The following is a 14,912-nucleotide window of genomic DNA, read 5'->3' on the forward strand; positions in this document are numbered from 1 at the left end:
CGAGACACCACCCGCGAATCTCACCGCCCGTGATGGCTTGCCGCACAAGCGGCGAGTGCGTCTTCGAGGTCCGCGCCGGCGTGTGGGACCGGTGTGCGCGCAAGGTCCCCGCGCGGCGCCGGGCGGAGCCTCGAGCGGGGGGCGAAGGCATCGACCTGCGCCGTTGCGAGTGCTTCGGTGCGCCGGCCGGTGCCGGACACCGGTAACGCCTGAAGCGTGCCGATATCGCCAGCGAACGTGCGAGCGACACGCGCGTGCCCCGGGGCCTGCGCGGAGGTGGCCGCATACCAGAGCGGATCCAACTCGATACGATAACCGTGCGCGTACATGGTACGCAGCCGCACGCCGTGGTTGCCGTTCAGGCCCAGCTTTTTGCGCAGCTTGTAAATGTGCTGCTCCAGCGTACGGCCGACGATGTCTTCCGAACTGCTCCACACGGCTGCTGCGATCTGGCGCCGGCTGACGTACTCGCCGGGGCGCGCGAAGACGAGCCACGCAATGGCGAACTCACGGAGGGTGAGCCGCACCGGCTGCCCGTCGACCCAGACCGTGCAGGTCCGGCGATCGAGCACGCAAGGGCCGCATTCGAGGCGCTCGGCCGCATCCGCCGCCTGCTCGGGATGAAAGCGACGCAAAGCGAGGTGGACACGCAGCAGCAATTCGGCTGTGTTGAGCGGACGGAGCACGACATCGTCTGCACCGGCGTCGAACAGCTCCATGATGCCAGCCTTGTTTTCGCAGGCGCCGATCACGATCAGCGGGGCCCTGCGTTCGCGGCGCGCGAGGCCCGGATGCATCGTGCCGCCTACACGGTCGGCATCGACGAGAATGGCATGGTAGTCGTCGCGAGACAATGCGCGTGCAAGAACCGCTTCGTCGGAAAACCGGATGCATTGCCCGCCGTCAGCCTCGAAGCATTTGCTGATCGATTGGAAAAGCGCCGGACTCCGAGTCATGACCGCGAGCTTCATTTCGTCTCCAGTGGCTCCATTCGCGCGGTGTTTGCCGATCGATGAAGCGGTATTGCGGCTTGCAAATGACTGCGGATAACCGGACAGTAAACGCTTCGACGTTACAAGGATGTAACCGTTTGTTTCGCGCGTATTCATCGCATGCATAAAACGGCGGCCAGCGCTTATGTCTCCACCGAAATACCGGATCCTCGTAGGATTTTGCCGGCCCATGGACGTTCGCGTCGGTGGCCGCCGGTGAAGCTCGCCGGGCCCGCCAGCGTTGCCCCACCCCTGTCCTTTCAGAATGAAAGGGCGGGGAAATTTCCATGTAATCGATCCCGCGAGCGCCTATTTAGCAATTGATCGACGCGACAATGGAAATTCAAGCGGGATTCTGTTTAAAAGCGCCAATTGCTTTCGGCTGGTGAAATGCTGATCGCGGAAGAAAGCTTTGACGGGTCTGTATGTTATGACAGTATTTTGAAGCGGCAATTCTTCTTTTAGGGAAGAATTGCCGAATAGCCCCGCAATCGCGCCGGGCGATCTGTCGTTGTTTCCGAGATCGACGACGGGAAGCCGGGAAAGCCGGGAAAGCCGGCAAAAGGCAGCAAAAGGCGGCAGCCCGGAATGGTCGTGCCTCGAGCGCCGAACTGCCGGCCCGATGCCGGAAATTCCGGGATCGGGGCGAGAACTTGCGGATCGATGGGCTTTCCTATGCGGGCGCGGCCGAGGCACGCGGCTCGGCGCCGAGCCCCGCGGCGCTGACCCCGCTGACGGTGCCGCGCGTAAAACCTCGCTGCGTAACGGGCACGGCCTGCCGCCAATCGTCGCGGCATCCGGCCAGATAGGCCAGGTGAACGCGATTTTCCGCGCCATAGCGGCGTTTGAGCTGGCGCAGGTGATAGTCGACGTTGTACGCCGACGTGCCGAGCAGCTCGGCAATCTCTTTGTCGCTCGAGCCTTGCGTCAGCGCCGCCAATATCCGACGCTGCGTGGGCGTGAGCGGCTTCGTCGGCGAATCCTCGTCGAGCGCGGGGGCATGCGCGAGCAAATACTCGTGCAATGCCAGTCCCACGGCGAATGCCTGTCCGATCACGCGGTCGCTGATCCACTCACGCGATTCGTTCGCGGAACTGAACGACACCACACTCTGGAAGGGGCTGCGGGGGCTGGCAAGCCCGAATGTCACACCGCTGCGCAGCGAGGCTTGATCGGCATCGTCGAGCAGGCTGCGCACGCGGGAGGCGGCTGCCGCATCGCCGGAGGCCGGCGGCATGTCGGCGAGCGTCGGCAGATCCCACACCAGGGGCCACTCGCATTGGCACGCGAACGCAATGCGCGGGTCGATCTCGATATAGTGCTGGCGGATGTAATGCTCCGGCCAGTCGGGTGCGGCGTACTCGCGAACGTAAAGCGCGCGCCGGATCAGATCTCCCGTGCGGGCGAAGCGCCAGTAGCAGACCCAGTCGAAGCCGACCGTGCCAAGCGTGGCCGAAATGACGAGGCGCCGTTGTTCCGGCCCGGTGGCCGCTTTCAATGCATCCACGATGGCCGACCGCCCGGGTGTGAGCGTCGACGCCGCGCATTCGGGCAGGCAGCGCCCACGATCGCCCAGCATCATCATCGTGTGTTGTATGTTCTTGGTCGTTCTCAAACGCTCCTCCTTGCCACGCGGTTAGCGTTAATTTAACGGCCAACGGAAAGCAGGGGATTCTCGAATTTCGTAGTCGGGGGCGCCCGGGCCGTCGAAATAAGGCGCCAAATGCACGAATGCCGGTGCCGGCGCTCTGTCCCCGCGCGGTGCTACTGCCCAGGCGCCATTTGTACGAATCTGGCGCGGATCGTCATTTCGACATCGTCGCCGACGGTGCCGGCCCAGCCGACGAGGCCGAACGCCGCACGGCTGAAATGGCCACGTGCGGAAACTGCGAGCGACGTGGCGCGCTCGCCTTCCGCACGTATCGGGTGCTCGAATGTGACCGCCAGCGTCACGGGTTTCGTTTCCGCACGGATCGTCAAGTCGCCGGTCAGCAGTCCCGAATCTAAGCCGGTGCGCACGAAGCGCGTGCTCGAAAAGCGGATCTCGGGGTAGTGCTGGGTGTCGAGCAGGGCGCGGCCCTTGGCAATATGGGCGGTGAACGGCGTACTCGCCGCGACACTGCGCGCATCGATCGTAACGGCTACGCGCGGCATCTCGCCTGTTTCGGGGGCCTGATCGAGCTCGGCGCCGACGTTGCGGAAATGCATGTGCAACTGCGCGTTGCCGAGCATGTGCAGCACGAAGACGACACTCGATCGATGCGGTTCGAGCACGTAATGGACGGGCGCAGCCCGCCCTTGCGCGGTGGAAAGCTGCAGCGCAAAAAACAGGGCAATCAGCGCGCGCCGCATTCGTTCGTTCATGATTCGCCGCCTCGTATACCGCACTTGCAGCGTAAAACGCGCGAGCGCGGTATCTTATTCCCGGCGTCGCCCGGCGGCGATGTTGCGGTGCTCGCTTCGGGGCCTCTGCGTTCGAGTTGCGCGCTGTCGCCATGTTTGCCGCCGGGCTCGCCGTCGCGCCGGGTATTCATCGGAGCAATTACCAGCGCCAGGCATCCGGCACGAGCACTAAGGATGAGCATCAAGGACGAGCACTAAGCGCCCTAAACCAACCATCGAACATCGAAACGCCAACCGGAGGATGCCAGTGCCGCAGCCATTTCGCTTTCAGACGGTGCCAACCATTTTGGTCGAATTCGGCGCCGCCCGCCGTCTTGGCGAACTGTTACGCCAACGCCATCCGGGGCTCACCAACCTGTCGCTCGTCACCGACGGCTTTCTCGCAAAAAGCAGCCTGCTCGCGCACGCGCTCGAGGATCTGGCCCGGCAGGCGTGGCGGGTGACCGTGATCGACAACGTCTGCGCCGATCCGTCGGAGAAGGTGGTGCTGGAGGCGGCGGCGATCGCGCTGGAAACGCGCGCGCAGATCGTGCTCGGCTTCGGGGGCGGATCGTCGATGGACGTTGCCAAGCTCGTTGCGTTGCTCGTGGCGGGCGACGGGCAGCCGCTCGCCGACATGTATGGCGTTGAGCGCGTGACAGGCACACGCGTGCCGCTCGTTCAGGTGCCGACCACAGCGGGAACGGGCTCGGAAGTGACGGCCGTGTCCATCGTCACGGTGGGCGAGTCGAAGAAGATGGGTGTGGTTGCGCCGCAGTTGCTGGCCGACCTCGCGATCCTCGACGCCGAGCTGACGCTAGGATTGCCTGCCGCGGCCACCGCGGCGACCGGCATCGACGCGATGGTGCATGCGATCGAAGCCTATACCTCGGCCCGCCTGAAAAATCCGATTTCGGATACGCTGGCCGTGCGGGCGCTGCAGCTTCTATCGGGACATCTGCCGAGGGCATGCCGCGATGGGCACGACCGCGAGGCACGCGAAGCGATGCTGCTCGGCGCGACGCTCGCCGGTCAGGCGTTCGCCAATGCGCCCGTCGCGGCGGTGCATGCGCTCGCCTATCCGATCGGCGGTATCTATCATGTGCCGCACGGCCTCTCGAATGCGCTCGTGCTGCCGCACGTCCTTCGTTTCAACGCCGATGCTGCAGCCACGCTCTACGCCGAGTTGGCCGATGCGATCGTGCCGCAAGCGTCCGGCAGCGCGCGGGCGAAGGCGGATGCATTGATCGGCCATCTCGAAGCGCTGATTGCGGCCACGGGCATACCGTCGAAGCTGCGCGAGGTGGGAATCGAGCGTGCTGGCCTCGCACGCATGGCCGAAGATGCGCTGCTCCAGCAGCGATTGCTCGTGAACAATCCCAAACCCGTGACCGAGGCGGATGCGCTTGCGATCTACGAAGCGGCGTTTTGAGCCGCCGCGTGTGTCGCCGCATGTGCCGCCGCATGTGCCGCTGCGAACGTCCGCGAGCCGTCTCGCGGTGCTGCGCTACCAGAGCCGCGGCACGCGCACGGCACCTTCCATCAGCACGCGTGCGCTGCGGCTCATGATGGCCTTCGTCACGATCCACTCGCCGTCGCGCCGGCTCGCCTGTGCCCCCACGCGCAGGGTACCGGAGGGGTGGCCGAAGCGTACGGCCTCCCGTTCGCCGCCGCCGGCGGCGAGATTGACGAGCGTGCCCGGAATGGCGGCGGCCGTGGCGATGGCCACCGCGGCCGTGCCCATCATCGCATGATGCAGTTTGCCCATGGACATCGCGCGCACCAGCAGGTCGATGTCCTTGGCTGAGATCCGCTTACCGCTCGACGCGACATAATCCGCAGGCTTGGCAACGAAGGCGATCTTGGGCGTGTGCTGGCGTGTGGCGATTTCGTCGAGATGCTTGACGATGCCCATGCGCAGCGCGCCGTGCGCACGGATCGTTTCGAATTTCGCCAGCGCTTGCGCATCGCCGTTGATGGCGTCCTGCAGCTCCGTTCCGCTGTAGCCAAGTGCCTCGGCATCGATGAAGATCGTCGGAATGCCGGCGTTGATCATCGTCGCCTTGAACGTGCCGATGCCCGGTACCTCCAGGTCGTCGACGAGTTGGCCGGTAGGGAACATCGCTCCCGATGCGCCTTCTTCCTCGGCGGCCGGATCGAGAAATTCGAGTTCGACTTCGGCGGCCGGAAACGTCACGCCGTCGAGCTCGAAGTCGCCCGTTTCCTGAACGATGCCGTTCGCCATCGGCACGTGCGCGACGATCGTCTTGCCGATGTTCGCCTGCCATATCCGGACGGTGGCCGTGCCATCGGCGGGAACGCGGCCGGGATCGACGAGCCCGCCAGCGATCGCGAACGGGCCGACCGCCGCCGAGAGATTGCCGCAGTTGCCGGTCCAGTCGATGAACGGCTTGTCGATCGACACCTGACCGAACAAATAGTCGACGTCATGATCGGGCCGCGTGCTGCGCGAGATGATTACGGTCTTGCTCGTGCTCGAAGTGGCGCCGCCCATGCCGTCGATCTGCTTGCCGTACGGGTCCGGGCTGCCGATCACGCGCAAGAGCAGCGCGTCGCGCGCCGCGCCCGGCACGCGCGCTTCTTCAGGCAGGTCCTGCAGCCGGAAGAAGACGCCTTTGCTCGTGCCCCCGCGCATATAGGTGGCGGGGATCTTGATCTGCGGGGGATGGGCCATGAATGGATGTCCTGGTAAAAATGCGGCGGTGCGCGATGCACCGCCGAAAGCACGGCATGGATCGAATGCTTTGCGCGCCGGGCGCTCAGCCGATCATCGCAGACTCGACGAAATCCTGCGCGAAACGCTGCAATACGCCGCCGGCTTCGTAGATCGAGACCTCTTCGGCGGTATCGAGCCGGCAGGTTACGGGCACTTCCACGCGTTCGCCGCTGCGCCGGTGGATGACGAGCGTGAGATCCGCCCGCGGCGTGCGCTCGCCGACCACGTCGAACGTTTCGGTGCCGTCGATGCCGAGCGTGAGCCTGTTGGTACCCGGCTTGAACTCGAGCGGCAACACGCCCATGCCGACGAGATTCGTGCGGTGGATGCGCTCGAACCCTTCCGCAACGATCGCCTCGACGCCTGCCAGCCGCACGCCCTTGGCCGCCCAGTCGCGTGACGAGCCTTGCCCGTAGTCCGCGCCGGCCACGACGATGAGCGGCTGCTTGCGCGCCATGTAGGTTTCGATCGCCTCCCACATCCGCGTCACCTTACCGTCCGGCTCGATGCGCGCGAGCGAGCCGGCCTTGACCTCGCCGTTTTCGCGCACCATTTCGTTCTTGAGCGTCGGATTGGCGAACGTCGCGCGCTGCGCGGTCAGATGATCGCCGCGATGTGTCGCGTACGAATTGAAGTCCTCTTCGGGCAAGCCCATCTTCGCGAGATATTCGCCTGCCGCGCTGTCCAGCAGAATCGCGTTCGACGGGGAGAGGTGATCGGTCGTGATGTTGTCGCCCAGCACCGCGAGCGGGCGCATGCCGCGCAGCGTGCGTTCGCCCGCGAGCGCCCCTTCCCAATAGGGCGGGCGGCGGATATAGGTGCTCTGCGGGCGCCAGTCGTAAAGCGGTTTCGCCGTGTCCCTCGCATCGATCGTGCGCGCGAACATCGGTTCGTACACCTGACGAAATTGCTCGGGCTTCACGCTCGCAGCCACGATCGCGTCGATCTCCTCGTCGGAGGGCCAGAGATCGGCGAGCGTGACAGGCTTGCCGTTCGCGTCCACGCCGAGCGTGTCATGCTCGATATCGAAGCGAATGGTTCCGGCGATCGCGTAGGCCACGACGAGCGGCGGCGACGCCAGAAAGGCCTGCCTGGCGTAGGGGTGAATGCGCCCGTCGAAGTTTCGGTTGCCCGACAGCACGGCCGTGGCGTACAGATCGCGCTCGACGATTTCGCGTTGAATGGCAGGGTCCAAGGCGCCCGACATCCCATTGCAGGAGGTGCACGCATAAGCGACCACGCCGAAGCCGAGCTGCTCGAGTTCGGGCAACAGCCCCGCCGCTTCCAGATAGAGCGTGACGGCTTTCGATCCCGGCGCAAGCGATGTCTTCACCCAGGGCTTGCGCAGCAGCCCGTGCCGGTTCGCATTGCGCGCGAGCAAGCCGGCTGCGATCATGTTGCGCGGGTTGTTCGTGTTCGTGCAGCTCGTAATGGCGGCGATGATGACCGCCCCGTCGGGCATCCGGCCAGGCTCGTTTTCGACGTGACCGCTGATGCCGCGCGCGGCCAGCTCGGACGTGGGTACGCGCCGGTGCGGATTCGACGGGCCCGCGATGTTGCGCGTGACCGACGACAGATCGAACGTAAGCACACGCTCGTACTCGACGTGGCGCAATGTGTCGGCCCAGAGGCCCGTCTGCTTCGCGTATGTTTCGACCAACTGCACGAGCGACTCGTCGCGGCCCGTCAGTTTCAAATAACGCATGGTCTGCTCGTCGATCGCGAACATCGCTGCCGTCGCGCCATACTCGGGCGCCATGTTCGAGATCGTGGCGCGATCGCCGAGCGTGAGGCGCGCCGCGCCTTCGCCGAAGAATTCGAGGTAGGACGAAACCACCTTTTCCTTGCGCAGGAATTCCGTCAGCGCCAGCACGATATCGGTGGCCGTGATGCCGGGCTGGCGGGCGCCGGTCAGCTCGACGCCGACGATATCGGGCAGGCGCATCCATGATGCGCGTCCGAGCATGACGCTTTCGGCCTCCAGCCCGCCGACGCCCACGGCGATCACGCCGAGCGCGTCGACCATCGGCGTATGCGAATCGGTGCCCACGAGCGTATCCGGGAACGCCACGCCATCGCGCACCTGAACGACGGGGCTCATGCGCTCGAGGTTGATCTGATGCAGGATGCCGTTGCCGGGGGGAATCACGTCGACGTTGCGAAACGCTTTCCTGGTCCAGTCGATGAAGTGGAAGCGGTCCTCGTTGCGCCGATCTTCGATGGCGCGATTCTTGGCGAATGCGTCGGGGTCGAAGCCGCCGCATTCGACCGCGAGCGAGTGGTCGACGACGAGCTGCGTCGGTACGACCGGGTTGATCAGCGCCGGGTCCCCGCCGCGCGCGGCGATGGCGTCGCGCAGCCCGGCCAGATCGACGAGTGCGGTTTGCCCGAGAATGTCATGGCAGACGACGCGCGCGGGAAACCAGGGGAAATCGAGCTCGCGCTTGCGCTCGAGCAGCTGCAGCAAAGACGCGTCGAGCGTGGCGGGATCGCATCGGCGCACGAGATTTTCGGCCAGTACGCGCGACGTATAGGGAAGTTTGTCGTACGCGCCGGGGACGAGCCGGTCCACGGCGGCGCGCGCGTCGAAGTAGTCGAGGCCCGTGCCGGGCAGCGGTTTGCGGTATTCGGTGTTCATAGATGAAAGGAAACGCTATACGTCGATGGCGGCGACCGAGCGGGCGCGCTTGCGCAGCTCGAACTTCTGAATCTTGCCGGTGGAGGTTTTAGGCAACTCGCAGAACTCGACCGCGCGCGGAACCTTGAATCCGGCCAGATGAGCCTTGCAGTGTGCAATCAGATCGTCCGCGGTTGCCGTGGCGCCGGCCTTCAACTCGACGAACGCGCAGGGCGTCTCTCCCCAGCGTGCGTCGGGTTTGGCCACCACGGCCGCGGCGAGTACGTCGGCATGCCGATACAGCACATCCTCCACTTCGATGCTGGAAATGTTTTCGCCGCCGGAAATGATGATGTCCTTGCTCCGATCCTTGATGCGGACATAGCCGTCGGGATAGATCACGCCGAGATCGCCGGTGTGGAACCAACCGCCGCGGAATGCTTCTTCGGTCGCGGTCGGATTCTTCAGATACCCCTTCATGGCGATGTTGCCGCGGAACATGACTTCGCCGATGGTTTCGCCATCGGCGGGAACGTGCTCCATCGTCTCGGGGTTCAGCACGGCCACGCTGTCCTGCAAGTGGTAAGGCACGCCTTGCCGCGCGTTGAGGCGTGCGCGCTCGGAGACGTCGAGTGCGCGCCAGTCGTCTTGCTGCGCGCAGACCGACGCGGGCCCGTACACCTCGGTCAGACCGTAGGTGTGCGTGAGGTCGAAGCCGAGCCGCTCGAGGCTTTCGATCAGCGCGGCAGGCGGCGCGGCGCCTGCGAGCATCGCGCTTACGCGGTGCTCGATGCCCGCTTTCAATTCGTCGGGCGCATTGACGAGCATGTTGTGCACGATCGGCGCGCCGCAATAGTGCGTGACGCGCTCGAGACGGATCAGATCGAAGATCGCCTTGGCTTCGACCTTGCGCAGGCAGACGTTCACCCCGGCGCGCGCCGCCACGGTCCACGGAAAGCACCAGCCGTTGCAGTGAAACATCGGCAGCGTCCAGAGATAGACGGCGTGCTTCGGCATGTCCCACTCGAGAATGTTGCTGATGGCATTCGTATAGGCGCCGCGATGATGATAGACGACGCCTTTCGGGTTACCCGTCGTGCCCGACGTGTAGTTGAGGCTGATCGCATTCCATTCGTCCGACGGCAGCTCCCACGCGAATTCGGGATCGCCCGTTTCGAGCAAGGCTTCGTACTCGATCTCGCCGATGCGCTCGCCCGGGCCTTCATAGACGGGATCGTCGACGTCGATGACGAGAATCGGGCGCTCCACGGCGGGCAATACCGAGCGCATCAACGGCGCGAACTCGCGATCGACGAGCAACGCCTTCGCTTCGCCGTGGTTCAGCATGAAAGCGAGGGTGGCGGCGTCGAGGCGGGTATTGAGCGTATTGAGTACGGCACCCGTCATCGGCACGCCGAAGTGCGCCTCGACCATGGCTGGCACATTCGGCAGCATTACGGCCACCGTGTCGCCGAGGCCGATGCCGCGCGCGGCGAGTGCCGATGCGAGACGGCGCGTGCGAGCATAGGTTTCGGCCCAGGTGCGGCGCAGGTTGCCGTGCACGACGGCAAGGTGCGAAGGATAGACGGCCGCCGATCGAGCGATGAATTTCAATGGCGTGAGCGCCGTGAAGTTCGCTGCGTTCTTGCCGAGTCCTGCCTCGTACATATCCTTGCTCATGACTGTCTCCTTCTCCTTATCCTGTTTCCCGCTGGATCGGAGCCGCCGCTTTCGCGTCGGCTCCGATGCGCCTGCGCACCCGTGCGGACCTCGCTGGGACCAGCCATTTCGATGATGGCTTTTATCGGTGACTTTCGCCGCAAGCGGGGGCACTTGCCCCCGCCGCGCGGTTTCAGCGCTTGTCGATCGGCACGAACTTCAGATTTTCCGGGCCGGTGTACTGGGCGCTGGGCCGGATGATCTTGTTGTCGATGCGCTGCTCGATCACGTGCGCACTCCAGCCGGAGGTGCGCGAAATCACGAAAAGCGGCGTGAACATGGCCGTGGGCACGCCCATCAGGTGATACGAGACGGCGCTGAACCAGTCGAGGTTCGGGAACATCTTCTTGGCCTCCCACATTACCGTTTCGAGGCGCTCGGCGATGTTGAAAAGGCGCATGTCGCCGGCTTCCTGTGCGAGTTTTCTCGCCACTTCCTTGATGACCTTGTTGCGCGGGTCGGAAATCGTATAGACGGGGTGGCCGAAGCCGATCACGACCTCTTTGGCCTCCACGCGCCGGCGAATGTCGGCCTGCGCTTCGTCGGGCGTGGCGTAGCGCGACTGGATCTCGAACGCGGCCTCGTTGGCGCCGCCGTGCTTCGGCCCGCGCAGCGCGCCGATCGCGCCGGTGATGGCCGAGTAGATGTCCGAGCCGGTGCCGGCGATCACGCGCGCGGCGAACGTGGAGGCGTTGAACTCGTGCTCGGCATAAAGAATAAGCGATGTGTGCATCGCTTCAACCCACGATTGGGAGGGCGCCTTGCCGTGCAGCAGGTGCAGGAAGTGGCCGCCGATCGAATCGTCGTCGGTTTCGACCTCGATGCGCCGGCCGTTGTGCGAGTAGTGATACCAGTAAAGCAGCATGGAGCCGAGCGAGGCCATGAGGCGATCGGCGATCTCGCGCGCGCCGGCTATGCTGTGGTCGTCCTTCTCGGGCAGCACGGTGCCGAGCGCCGAGACGCCCGTACGCATGACGTCCATCGGGTGGGCGCCGGCCGGCACCCATTCGAGCGCGGCCTTGACGTTGGCCGGCAGCCCGCGCAGCGCCTTGAGCTTCGTTTTGTAAGCGGCCAGCTCGGTGCGCGTGGGCAGCTTCTCGTGCACGAGCAGATAGGCGATTTCCTCGAATTCGCAGGCCGTGGCGACGTCGAGGATGTCGTAGCCGCGGTAGTGCAGATCGTTGCCGGTGCGCCCGACCGTGCACAGCGCGGTGTTGCCTGCGGCCACGCCGGACAAGGCGACCGATTTTTTCGGTTTGAAGCCGCCCGCGACCTGTGCCTCTTTTCCTGCTTCACTCATCGTCGTGTCTCCGTTTCGTCAGTCACTCATTTCTTCGCGGCAAAAAGCGCATCGAGCTTGTCCTCGTACGCGTGGTAGCCGAGATAGCGATAAAGATCCTCGCGCGTTTGCATGGTCGGCACAGCCGCTTTTTGCGTGCCGTCGCGCATGAGCGTCTCGTAGAAATTCAGCGCCGCGGCATTCATCGCACGATAAGCCCCGCAGCAGTAGAGCGCGATGTCGACGTTCGCGCTGCGGAGTTCGTCCACCGTGAAAAGCGGCGTCGAGCCGAATTCGGTCAGATTCGCGAGGATCGGCACCTTGACGGCGGCCTTGAAGCGCCGGTAATCGTCGAGCGTCTTCATTGCCTCGGGGAAGATCATATCGGCACCGGCCTCCACGTAGGCGACGGCGCGCTCGATGGCCGCATCGAGCCCTTCGACCGCGGCGGCGTCGGTGCGGGCCATGATGACGAACGAGGCGTCGGTGCGCGCATCGACGGCGGCCTTCACGCGGTCGACCATCTCCTCGGTGGGCACGCATTCCTTGCCGGGCCGGTGGCCGCAGCGCTTCTGGCCGACCTGGTCTTCGAGGTGTACGGCCGCCACGCCAGCCTTGACGAACGAGCGGATCGTGCGCGCGATGTTGAAGGCGCCGCCCCAGCCGGTGTCGATATCGACGAGCAGCGGAATGGAGGTGGCGTCGGTGATGCGGCGCGCGTCGACGAGTACGTCGTCCATCGTGCTGATGCCGAGATCGGGCATGCCGAGCGAGTTGGCCGCCACGCCGCCGCCCGACAGATAAAGCGCCTTGAAGCCGACGGCTTGCGCCATCCTGGCCGCATAGGCGGTGATCGCGCCCACCACCTGCAACGGCTGGCTTTCGGCTACGGCCGCGCGGAACGCGGCGCCCGCGGTGGTCGGTTGCTGGTTCGCTGTATTCAATTCAGTCGCTCCCATGAAATCTGGCTCCTGAAAGAGCAAAGTCCGGGCCAGCGTGTTTGTTATGGACTAAGTCATTGAAATGTCGAGGTATTTCGTCGGGACGGGATAACCATCTGTTTCTATTGTGAAATGGGTTATTTCACTATTGAAAGCGCCGGCGCATAATGCTTGGACGCCCGATTGCTTTGCTGCTCATCTGCCATGGACCGACCCACTTCAGCTTCCGATTCCGCCGAGCGTCCCGTCATCTGGGCGCTTGGCATCAGCCGCCTGCGTGACCTTTTCTTCGACATCGTGGGCGAATACGAGGGCCGCGCCAATGTGCGCGTGATCTCGCGCGCGTACGACGACGCCGTGGGCGAAGTGCAGGCGGCGGGCGCGCAGGGTCCCGATGTGGTGGTGGCCGGCGGCTCGAACGCGGCTTATCTGCGCACGCGTATTGCGGTGCCGGTCGTGCAGATCGGGCCGACCGGCCTCGATGTCATGCATTCTCTCGCCCGTGCGCGGCGGCTTTCGTCTTCAGTCGCGCTCGTCGGGCCCGGCGAAACGTCGCCCGAAGTTCGCGAGTTCGCGACGGCCTATGGAATCGACATCGTGTTCGGCTCCTACCGCACGGCGCAAGACGCTCAAACGTGCGTGCTCGACCTGCGCGACAGGGGTGTGGGCTGCGTGGTCGGCCCGGGTCTCATCGCCGATCTCGCGGCGGCGGCGGGCATGGGAGCCGTGTTTCTCTACTCGCACGCTTCGGTGCGCGCCGCTTTCGACACGGCGCTCGAAGTGGCCCAGGCCACGCGCGGCGAGGTGCGGCGCCGGCGGCACATCGACAATCTGCTGCAACACCTGCGCGACGGCGTGGTGGCGCTCGACGCCGCGGGGCGTGTGGAGGCCATCAATCGCCGGCTGGCGGCCGCACTCGGCATCGATGCCGGCAATGCCGCCGGCAAGCTGCTGACGGAGCTCGCGCCCGACGTGGCCGCTTCGCTGCCCGATGCCGATGGCGATGTGCTGGTTTCCATTCGAGGCGCGAGCTATCTGGTGCATCGCGGCCCGTTGGCGGGGGAGGGGGATGAAGATGGTGCCGTGCTGACGTTCCAGGAATCGCGCGCGGTCGAGCGACTCGACCGGACACTCCGCTCGAAGCAGCTCACGCATCAATTTGCCGCACGCTATCGGCTCGAGGACGTAGTGGGCGAAAGTGCGTCGATGGAGCGCGTGCGCACGCTCGTGCGCCGCTATGCGAGATCGGATGCAACCGTGCTCGTGATGGGCGAGAGCGGGACCGGCAAAGAGATGGTTGCCCAGAGCATGCATCGCCTCAGCTCGCGCCGGCAGTTTCCATTCGTCGCCATCAATTGCGGCGCCTTTCCTGAAGCCTTGCTCGAGAGCGAACTCTTCGGCTACGAGGAGGGCGCATTTACAGGCGCGCGCAAGGGCGGCAAGGCGGGGCTGATCGAGGCGGCACACCGCGGCACGCTTTTTCTCGACGAGATCGGCGAAATGCCGCTACCGCTGCAAAGCCGCTTGCTGCGCGTGCTGCAGGAGCGCGAAGTGGTGCGGCTCGGTGCGACCGAGCCCACGCGTGTCGACATTCGCGTGATTGCGGCAACGCACCGCGGCTTGACGGAAGGCATTGCGAACGGTACGTTTCGCGCCGATCTCTACTATCGCCTGAACATCCTCACGGTGTCGCTGCCGCCGTTGCGCGAGCGCGCGGGCGACGTCATGCCGCTCGCCGCCGAACTGCTGCTGCAGGCGGTGCAGCGCGAGCCCCGGCTCACGAGCCGCGTGCGTGATCTGGCAAACGCACAAGGCGTTCTGGCCGAGGTTGGCGAGCCGCTCCAGCACTACGGGTGGCCTGGCAACGTGCGCGAGTTGCAAAACGTGATCGAGCGCATCGTCGTCGAGTTGGCCGATGCCGATCGGGACGCTGGCGGTGCGGTTGTGCCGATCACCGCCGCGGCGCTCGCCGCGGTTGCGCCGGAGCTTTTCGGCCACGGTCCGCAGGATGCGCAGGGTGGGCAGACGCTGCGCGAGCGAAGCCGCCACAGCGAGGCCGACGAGATCCGCGCGGCGCTCGCGGCGTTCGACGGCGACAGAAACGCGGTATGCAAGGCGCTCGGCATCAGCAAGACTACGCTGTGGCGCAGGCTCAATGGGGGCGGTAGCCCTCGCGACGCATCGTGACGTGCCTTTGGGGGCGGCGGTTGGGACCGCTTGCGTTGACTGGCTCGTCAAGCGGCCT

10 protein-coding genes are annotated in these 14,912 nt (G+C 65.1%); 2 read left to right on the forward strand and 8 right to left on the reverse strand.

The window, feature by feature from the left end:
• Positions 1-20 precede the first annotated feature (20 nt).
• From U0034_RS20285 to U0034_RS20295, 3 genes are all read right to left on the reverse strand, one after another.
• Positions 21-971: a response regulator transcription factor gene (locus U0034_RS20285; protein WP_085230770.1), complete on the reverse strand. Its 951-nt coding sequence runs from the start codon at positions 969-971 to the stop codon at positions 21-23.
• Between the two features lie 694 nt (positions 972-1,665).
• Entirely contained in the window at positions 1,666-2,607 is a 942-nt protein-coding gene (locus U0034_RS20290) for a helix-turn-helix transcriptional regulator (protein WP_139831236.1), read from the reverse strand.
• 149 nt (positions 2,608-2,756) lie between these two features.
• Entirely contained in the window at positions 2,757-3,356 is a 600-nt protein-coding gene (locus U0034_RS20295) for a YceI family protein (protein WP_085230750.1), read from the reverse strand.
• 280 nt (positions 3,357-3,636) lie between these two features.
• On the opposite strand from U0034_RS20295, the gene U0034_RS20300 reads away from it, so the two are divergent.
• Positions 3,637-4,806, forward strand: coding sequence for an iron-containing alcohol dehydrogenase (locus U0034_RS20300; protein WP_085230749.1), 1,170 nt, complete (start codon positions 3,637-3,639; stop codon positions 4,804-4,806).
• 75 nt (positions 4,807-4,881) lie between these two features.
• Here the strand turns inward: U0034_RS20300 and prpF are convergent, their stop codons facing one another.
• From prpF to prpB, 5 genes are all read right to left on the reverse strand, one after another.
• Positions 4,882-6,069: a 2-methylaconitate cis-trans isomerase PrpF gene (gene prpF / locus U0034_RS20305; RefSeq protein WP_085230748.1), complete on the reverse strand. Its 1,188-nt coding sequence runs from the start codon at positions 6,067-6,069 to the stop codon at positions 4,882-4,884.
• A gap of 85 nt (positions 6,070-6,154) precedes the next feature.
• Positions 6,155-8,749 (reverse strand): Fe/S-dependent 2-methylisocitrate dehydratase AcnD, encoded by a 2,595-nt coding sequence (gene acnD, locus U0034_RS20310; protein WP_085230747.1) that lies wholly within the window; start codon positions 8,747-8,749, stop codon positions 6,155-6,157.
• Positions 8,750-8,764: 15 nt separating this feature from the next.
• Positions 8,765-10,408, reverse strand: coding sequence for an acyl-CoA synthetase (locus U0034_RS20315; RefSeq protein ID WP_085230746.1), 1,644 nt, complete (start codon positions 10,406-10,408; stop codon positions 8,765-8,767).
• Between the two features lie 172 nt (positions 10,409-10,580).
• Positions 10,581-11,747 carry a bifunctional 2-methylcitrate synthase/citrate synthase gene (gene prpC / locus U0034_RS20320; RefSeq protein ID WP_143795611.1) on the reverse strand — a complete coding sequence of 389 codons (1,167 nt, stop codon included), beginning with the start codon at positions 11,745-11,747 and terminating at the stop codon, positions 10,581-10,583.
• 26 nt (positions 11,748-11,773) lie between these two features.
• Positions 11,774-12,685: a methylisocitrate lyase gene (gene prpB / locus U0034_RS20325; protein WP_386092374.1), complete on the reverse strand. Its 912-nt coding sequence runs from the start codon at positions 12,683-12,685 to the stop codon at positions 11,774-11,776.
• Positions 12,686-12,871: 186 nt separating this feature from the next.
• Between prpB and prpR the strand changes: the two genes are divergently transcribed.
• A complete protein-coding gene (gene prpR / locus U0034_RS20330) occupies positions 12,872-14,854 on the forward strand; it encodes a propionate catabolism operon regulatory protein PrpR (protein WP_085225375.1) in 1,983 nt (660 codons plus the stop codon).
• The last annotated feature ends 58 nt before the right edge of the window (positions 14,855-14,912 follow it).

This window comes from Trinickia caryophylli (assembly GCF_034424545.1).
Lineage (GTDB): Bacteria > Pseudomonadota > Gammaproteobacteria > Burkholderiales > Burkholderiaceae > Trinickia > Trinickia caryophylli.